We start from the raw sequence: 6939 nt of genomic DNA, 5'->3' as shown, positions 1-6939 counted from the left end.
AAATACAAAATAATTCGGTAATATGATCCATTGAAAAGCCTTGTTTTATAACATTTTGTCTTGAGAACCAATATGTTACAAATACAGGGCTTTTTTTCTACTCTTTTTTTATATCGAACTCAGGTTACTCTATGTTCCACAAATCAACTTTCCCTCAATGCATAAATTTTCCTACAGCAAGGCAATAAAAAACACCCCACAAGAATGATCTTATGAGGTGTTCTAAATTTTCTATTTTGCAGTCAGCAGAATCTGCTTAAAACAAACGATTCATCCCATTCAAGGTCGCCACACGATACGCTTCCGCCATGGTTGGGTAGTTGAATGTGGTTTCCACAAAATACTTAATGGTATTGTTCGGGCTGTTCATCACCGCCTGACCAATGTGGATAATCTCTGCCGCATTATTACCAAAGCAATGCACACCCAATACTTCTAAAGTGTCACGGTGGAATAAAATCTTCAATTCACCCACTGTATCACCCGTAATTTGCGCACGCGCTAAATGACGGAAAGATGCCTGACCAACTTCATAAGGAATTTTTTCTTCCGTCAATTCCTGCTCAGTTTTACCAATCGAAGAAATTTCTGGAATGGTATAAATACCTGTTGGAATATCGGTCACAGGCGCAACATTTTCTTCGCCACTCATATTTGCACCCGCGCAACGACCTTGGTCATAGGCAGCTGATGCTAACGAAGGCCAACCAATTACATCGCCCGCAGCATAAATATTCTCTACTTCGGTTTGATATTGATCATTGACTGTTAACTGACCACGGCTGTTTGGCTTAAGTTCGACATTTTCAAGACCTAAACCATCGGTATTACCCGAACGACCGTTACACCACAAAATCGCATCGGCTTTGATTTTCTTGCCACTTTGCAAATATAAAACCACGTGATCATCAAAAGTTTCTAAATGATCAATTTGCTCATTGTGGCGAATCAGCACCCCTTGCGCACGCAAGTGATATGACAAGGCATCTGAAATTTCATCATCCAAATAGCTGAGCAATTTGTGCTGAGTATTAATCAAATCAACTTTATGATCTAAACCAATGAAGATGGATGCATATTCACAACCAATCACACCCGCGCCATAAATAATAATTTTTTGAATCGAGAAATCCAAATCCAAAATTTTGTCTGAATCAAATACACGTGGATGGTTGAAATCCAACATTTCTGGACGATATGGACGGCTACCTGTCGCAATCACAATTTGCTGACACATAATGGTTTCTTTAATGCCATCTGCACCAAATACCAAGACCGTATTTTTATCTTGGATATAAGCACGACCATGATAAATCGCAATTTCATTACGGTCATAAAAGCGAGAGTGCGTTTCAACTTGCTGCTGAATAACTTTATGCGCACTTTGCAACACTTGCTTCATGGTGAACTGACGCCAATCGCCCATTTTTTTAAACATTGGGTCACGGCGATAACGGATAATATTCGACACTGTCTGACGCAATGCTTTACTTGGAATGGTACCCACATGGGTACAGTTACCGCCAAGCTGCTCACGAACATCTACAATCGCAACCCGCTTACCTGATTTGGCAAGTTTCATTGCCGCGCCTTCACCCGCTGGGCCTGAACCGAGAACAACCGCATCGTACTTCACGAAAGTTCCACTAACGACCTCTTTTTTACGTGGCATTCAACGCTCCTTTTCTTTAAATCTGTCTTTTCAATGGGCTATATTATGACGTAAATCTTTTGAATTTTCTGTATTTACTGTGCATATATTACGTGATAACCACATTTTTTATATGAATATCGTTTTTACCCAATTTAAGCACATTTTCGTTATAATAATCATCTTATGATGAAGTTAAGGTGACATTTTACTTTAGCACTTAGATTCGGTTTAATCAGATTCTATTTCACGTAAAATCTACCCTACACTAAATCTCTCCCCTTTCAAAAACAGTGGAAAAGTTGAATATGTCTGCAAACCGTAAACCAGAACAGGGTGTCAAACTTCGTGGTGCTGAAAAAGTCGCACGTATTCCTGTAAAAGTTATTCCTACGGTTGAAACGCCTCGTAAGCCTGACTGGATTCGGGTCAAAATGACGGCCCCAGAAGAAGTTCAACGCATTAAAACCACTTTGCGTCAGCAAAAATTGCACACCGTTTGTGAAGAAGCTGCTTGTCCAAACCTGCCAGAATGTTTTGGCGGCGGTACAGCAACCTTTATGATCATGGGTGATATTTGTACGCGTCGCTGCCCGTTCTGTGATGTTGCGCATGGTCGTCCAAATGCACTAGATCCTGAAGAACCTCGTCACATGGCAGAAACCATTGCCAACTTAGGCTTAAAATATGCCGTGATCACCTCTGTAGACCGTGATGACTTGTTAGATGGTGGTGCACAACATTTTGTCGATTGTATTAAAGAAGCCCGCTCTTTAAGCCCAAATACGTTGTTAGAAATTTTGGTACCAGACTTCCGTGGTCGTATGGATATTGCACTACGCATTATGACCGAATGTCCGCCAGATGTTTTTAACCACAACATTGAAACTGTGCCACGCTTATATAAAGCCATGCGTCCGGGTTCAGACTATCAGCACTCTTTGAACTTGCTGAAAATGTTTAAAGAATATTGCCCAGATATTCCAACCAAATGCGGTTTGATGGTAGGTATTGGAGAATCTGAAGAAGAAGTTATTGCACTGTTAGATGATCTTAAAGCGCACGATGTAGATTATGTGACCATTGGTCAATATTTACAGCCATCTAAAGAACATGCGCCAATTGACCGCTTTGTAACACCTGAAGAATTTGAGCGTTATACAGCGCATGGTCAAAAGTTAGGTTTTAAAAATATTTGGGCTGCGCCAATGGTACGTTCAAGTTATTTTGCAGACCGTCAATATTATGGTGAACCTGTACCAACAGTACGTCGTAAAGCCGACCCTGCTAAAAAAATTAGCGTGCAAACCATTGAAGCTTAACACTCGCTTATTTCAAAATTTGCGATAAAGCTAAAACAGCCCCGACTTTATGTTCGGGGTTTTTTATACCTTGTGGATATATTAAAAATAGATAGATGTGAATATTTTTTGATGGTCTACGACCAAGTGCGCATGGTGTCATCGCCATAAATTGTTAATCTATGCACTTAATCTATACACCGAGCTCAAACAATAAAACAGGGATAGTAAAATGTCACAACAAGACTATGACAATGGCTTAAAAGTTCGCACTGAAGTCATGGGCGAAAGCTTTGTAAAACGCGCACAGGACAACACTGTACCATTTACCCAACCTTTGCAGGACTGGATTAATGAACATGCATGGGGTTCAACTTGGCAACGTGAAGGTGTGTTACCACGCAAATATCGTTCCTTAATTACTATCGCCTTTTTAACTGCTTTAAAAAGCCCGACAGAGCTTAAAGGACATATTCGTGGTGCGCTAAATAACGGGGCAAGTGTCGAAGAAATTCAGGAAGTCTTGTTACACAGCTTGCCTTATTGTGGCGCACCTGCAACTCAGGAAGCTTTTCGCGCAGCGTTGGAAGTTTTGGCAGAACATACTGCAAATACTTAAACGCAATCTAAATCAAAAAATATAAACGCTCGACATTTCACTAAAACTATTTGGTGAAATGTCGGTAGAGTTGAGTTTTAAATCCAATACACATTAAAGCTATAAAAGAACTCATTTAACTCAAAGCGCACCTGATAACCCAAATCAGTCAGCTGTGCCGATAAATTTCGAATATCTTCTAAAGGTAAATGTTTTGGCAGCACAGTAAAAACTGCGGTATTGCCCTGCTTGGCATTCTCTTCGATTAAAGACGCCAAACGCTGCTTATATAATTCAATATCTAGCTTGGCATGATCTGAATAAACTTTTGCTTGTTCAGCAGTTAAAAAATTTGCCATCTTATTGTTCTCATTATGACCATGTTTAACATTCAGCATATTGAAACTTGACGATATGGCTCAAGTGATTTTTTGTTATTGTCTGCATAAGTGAAAGATCAACAGACCCTCATTTTAGAAAATAAAATCACACCGAAGATGGCTTTTTCCCGATAGACCTTTTAGGCTATCGCACATTCTTATGTTGTAATTTTGCTGGATAGCATTATGTCAGAATCTGTTTCAATCTCCCCTGCGCTAATGAACCGCGCCATTGCAGGACAAGCCGATGCCCAATTTGAAGTGGCAGTGCTATATATGCAAAGCGATTTTAATGAAGATATTGAACTTGCCGAACAATGGGCACTCAAAGCAGCCGCAAATGGACATATCGAAGCCATGTACTGGCTGGGTGAAGGCTATACCGTATATGCCAAAGATGTTCTAGAAGATGACCCTGAAGATGCCAAACAACATTTTGAAGATGCTTTTGTCTGGCTCAAAAAAGCCAGTGATGCACAACACCCTGCCGCTATTTTAGAGTTGGCAGGCTACTACCGTCGTGGTGATGTGGTTGAACAAGATGTCGCTCGCTCTGTGGCATTGGTACAGCAAGCAGCAGAATTGGGCGAAGTACAAGCCATGCGTGACCTTGCTTTTATTTATGCAAATGCTTTGGGTGTAGATGCTGACGAAAATAAAGCTGAATATTGGACACAAAAAGCCGATGCAGCGGAGTAATTTATTTGTCTAGCCAATCAATTGATGGGCTAGACAATTTTTGCATGACTCGAATCGTCATTGAATAAAGCTTAGACTTTGAATAACACTTAGACTTCGACCACAATTACTTGTCTGCAAATGCCCTCTTGCTGACGCTGTTGTTCAAACACAGCCGCAGGCATCGGCTCAAAACTGTCAAAGAAACAAATTTCAGCATCATCAATAGAATATAGCAATGAGTGATTGCCCACGCCTTCTAAAGTGTCGTAGTAGACAATTACAAATTTATTTTCATCAAATGCGTGCTGAATTTGCTGATAGCCGATTGCCGCCAATACAGGCAATTTAAGCTGTTCAGCTTCGGCATAACTTAACTTTTCTGCATCTTGTAAATCTGGGTCAGGGTCAGTATAAAACTGCACATTAAAGCCAAACTTTTTCAGTCCAACAGCCAAACCAATTGTGGTTGTGCCCTGCTCTGGCGTATAACCACACACTTCAATCAATTGTTGAATATCGGCATCAATTCCTAAGTGTCGTAGCAACATCCACACTGCGTAAATCCCGCCGTTGGCTTCTAAATTTGCCAACTCTTGAGGAAGCTCTAAAGCCATCATTCAATCTCAAAAATATGTTTGTAGTGATAATAAACAAAACATGATTGGAACTGAATCAATTTCCAAGTACAATATCGCGCTAGTCGAGGGATGCTGCGACGTTTTACAGGCACGAAATGTAAAATCGCCAGGCTCGACCAGCATAGCAACGCGTTTGCTATGCAAGAAACGGCATCCGCGAACTGAATGATCAATTGTTTTTTATAAGGAGATCGTGATGAACGCGGTTAATGCTTCATTTACAGATTATAAAGTTGCCGATATCACACTAGCTGATTTTGGTCGTAAAGAAATCAAACTTGCAGAAGCAGAAATGCCAGCCCTTATGGGTTTGCGTAAGCGCTACTCAGCTGCAAAACCTCTTGCAGGTGCGAAAATTCTCGGCTGTATCCACATGACCATTCAAACTGCTGTTTTAATTGAAACGCTAGTTGAATTGGGCGCAGAAGTTCGTTGGACTTCTTGTAACATTTTCTCTACTCAAGACCACGCTGCTGCAGCAATTGCTGCTTCAGGTGTGCCTGTTTTTGCTTGGAAAGGCGAAACTGAAGAAGAATATATATGGTGTCTTGAACAACAAATTAATGTAAATGGCACACCATGGGATGCCAACATGATTTTGGACGATGGCGGTGACTTAACTGCACTCGTTCACGAGAAATATCCTGCATTATTAGAGCGCATTCACGGCATTACTGAAGAAACCACTACGGGCGTACAACGTCTAATTGAAATGTGGAAAGATGGTTCTTTAAAAGTGCCTGCCATTAACGTCAACGACTCTGTGACTAAATCTAAAAACGACAATAAATACGGTTGCCGTCACTCACTCAACGATGCGATTAAACGTGGTACAGACATGTTATTGTCTGGTCGTCGTGCATTGGTTATTGGTTATGGTGATGTAGGTAAAGGTTCTGCACAATCTTTACGTCAAGAAGGCATGATTGTTCGTGTTTCTGAAATTGACCCAATTTGTGCAATGCAAGCATGTATGGATGGTTACGAAGTTGTATCTCCGTACAAGAATGGCGTACAAACAGGCAATAAAGCAGACGTCAACCTAGAGCTTTTAGAAAATACTGACTTGATTGTGACTACAACAGGTAACTATCACGTGTGCGACGCAGCAATGCTAGATACACTTAAAGCAGGCGCTGTTGTATGTAACATTGGTCACTTCGATACTGAAATCGACACCAACTACTTACGTGGTTATAAGTGGGTTGAAGTGAAGCCACAAGTACACCAAGTGTATCGTTCAGAAAACGAAAACGATTATTTAATCTTGCTTTCTGAAGGTCGTTTAGTGAACTTGGGTAACGCAACAGGTCACCCATCACGTATTATGGATGGTTCATTTGCTAACCAAGTATTGGCACAAATGCACTTATTTGCAGAGAAATTTGCCGATCTTCCTGCCGATCAAAAACAAGCGGCTATTCGTGTTGAAATCTTACCGAAAAAACTAGACGAAGAAGTTGCTGCTGCAATGGTTGCTGGTTTTGGGGGTGTGTTAACACAATTGACCCAAGTACAAGCGGACTACTTAGGTGTAGCTGTTGATGGTCCGTTTAAATCGGATGCTTATAAATACTAAGTATTTAATCCCTCTGCCTAACCCTCTCTCATAGGGAGAGGGAATGATTCATTGTTTAATGAATGTATTCGAGGGTAAGTCCTCTCCTGAGCAAGTTTAAAGCACTGCTTT

The 6939-nt window shown here is 40.8% G+C and carries 7 protein-coding genes; 4 read left to right on the top strand and 3 right to left on the bottom strand.

All coding sequences use genetic code 11. The features are described from left to right. Positions 1-256: 256 nt before the first annotated feature. Entirely contained in the window at positions 257-1672 is a 1416-nt protein-coding gene (gene sthA / locus HX743_RS13945; protein WP_042068765.1) for a Si-specific NAD(P)(+) transhydrogenase, read from the bottom strand. Between the two features lie 287 nt (positions 1673-1959). On the opposite strand from sthA, the gene lipA reads away from it, so the two are divergent. Next, the gene (gene lipA, locus HX743_RS13940) at positions 1960-2973 is read left to right on the top strand and encodes a lipoyl synthase (protein ID WP_178319509.1); all 1014 of its coding nucleotides are present in this window, start codon (positions 1960-1962) and stop codon (positions 2971-2973) included. Positions 2974-3184: 211 nt separating this feature from the next. Beyond that, positions 3185-3571, top strand: a complete 387-nt coding sequence (locus HX743_RS13935; protein WP_004972770.1) for a carboxymuconolactone decarboxylase family protein — start codon at positions 3185-3187, stop codon at positions 3569-3571. Positions 3572-3648: 77 nt separating this feature from the next. On the opposite strand, the gene HX743_RS13930 is transcribed toward HX743_RS13935, so the two are convergent. After that, a complete protein-coding gene (locus HX743_RS13930) occupies positions 3649-3909 on the bottom strand; it encodes a hypothetical protein (RefSeq protein WP_004972768.1) in 261 nt (86 codons plus the stop codon). A gap of 207 nt (positions 3910-4116) precedes the next feature. Between HX743_RS13930 and HX743_RS13925 the strand changes: the two genes are divergently transcribed. Next, positions 4117-4629: a tetratricopeptide repeat protein gene (locus HX743_RS13925; RefSeq protein ID WP_131261573.1), complete on the top strand. Its 513-nt coding sequence runs from the start codon at positions 4117-4119 to the stop codon at positions 4627-4629. Between the two features lie 89 nt (positions 4630-4718). Here the strand turns inward: HX743_RS13925 and HX743_RS13920 are convergent, their stop codons facing one another. Further along, on the bottom strand, positions 4719-5225 hold the full coding sequence (locus tag HX743_RS13920) for a cysteine peptidase family C39 domain-containing protein (protein WP_178319510.1): 507 nt from the start codon (positions 5223-5225) through the stop codon (positions 4719-4721). Between the two features lie 220 nt (positions 5226-5445). Here HX743_RS13920 and ahcY point away from each other — a divergent pair, with 220 nt between their 5' ends. Beyond that, positions 5446-6828 carry an adenosylhomocysteinase gene (ahcY, locus tag HX743_RS13915; RefSeq protein ID WP_178319508.1) on the top strand — a complete coding sequence of 461 codons (1383 nt, stop codon included), beginning with the start codon at positions 5446-5448 and terminating at the stop codon, positions 6826-6828. Positions 6829-6939: the final 111 nt, after the last annotated feature.

This window comes from Acinetobacter sp. Swhac1 (genome assembly GCF_013390985.1).
In the GTDB taxonomy this organism is placed as follows: domain Bacteria; phylum Pseudomonadota; class Gammaproteobacteria; order Pseudomonadales; family Moraxellaceae; genus Acinetobacter; species Acinetobacter towneri.
This window is presented reverse-complemented; position numbering and strand designations above follow the sequence as displayed.

Coding starts and splice junctions, on each gene's coding strand:
- sthA (WP_042068765.1), bottom strand. CDS start 1,672: ATGCCACGTAAAAAAGAGGTCGTTAGTGGAACTTTCGTGAAGTACGAT.
- lipA (WP_178319509.1), top strand. CDS start 1,960: ATGTCTGCAAACCGTAAACCAGAACAGGGTGTCAAACTTCGTGGTGCT.
- HX743_RS13935 (WP_004972770.1), top strand. CDS start 3,185: ATGTCACAACAAGACTATGACAATGGCTTAAAAGTTCGCACTGAAGTC.
- HX743_RS13930 (WP_004972768.1), bottom strand. CDS start 3,909: ATGGCAAATTTTTTAACTGCTGAACAAGCAAAAGTTTATTCAGATCAT.
- HX743_RS13925 (WP_131261573.1), top strand. CDS start 4,117: ATGTCAGAATCTGTTTCAATCTCCCCTGCGCTAATGAACCGCGCCATT.
- HX743_RS13920 (WP_178319510.1), bottom strand. CDS start 5,225: ATGGCTTTAGAGCTTCCTCAAGAGTTGGCAAATTTAGAAGCCAACGGC.
- ahcY (WP_178319508.1), top strand. CDS start 5,446: ATGAACGCGGTTAATGCTTCATTTACAGATTATAAAGTTGCCGATATC.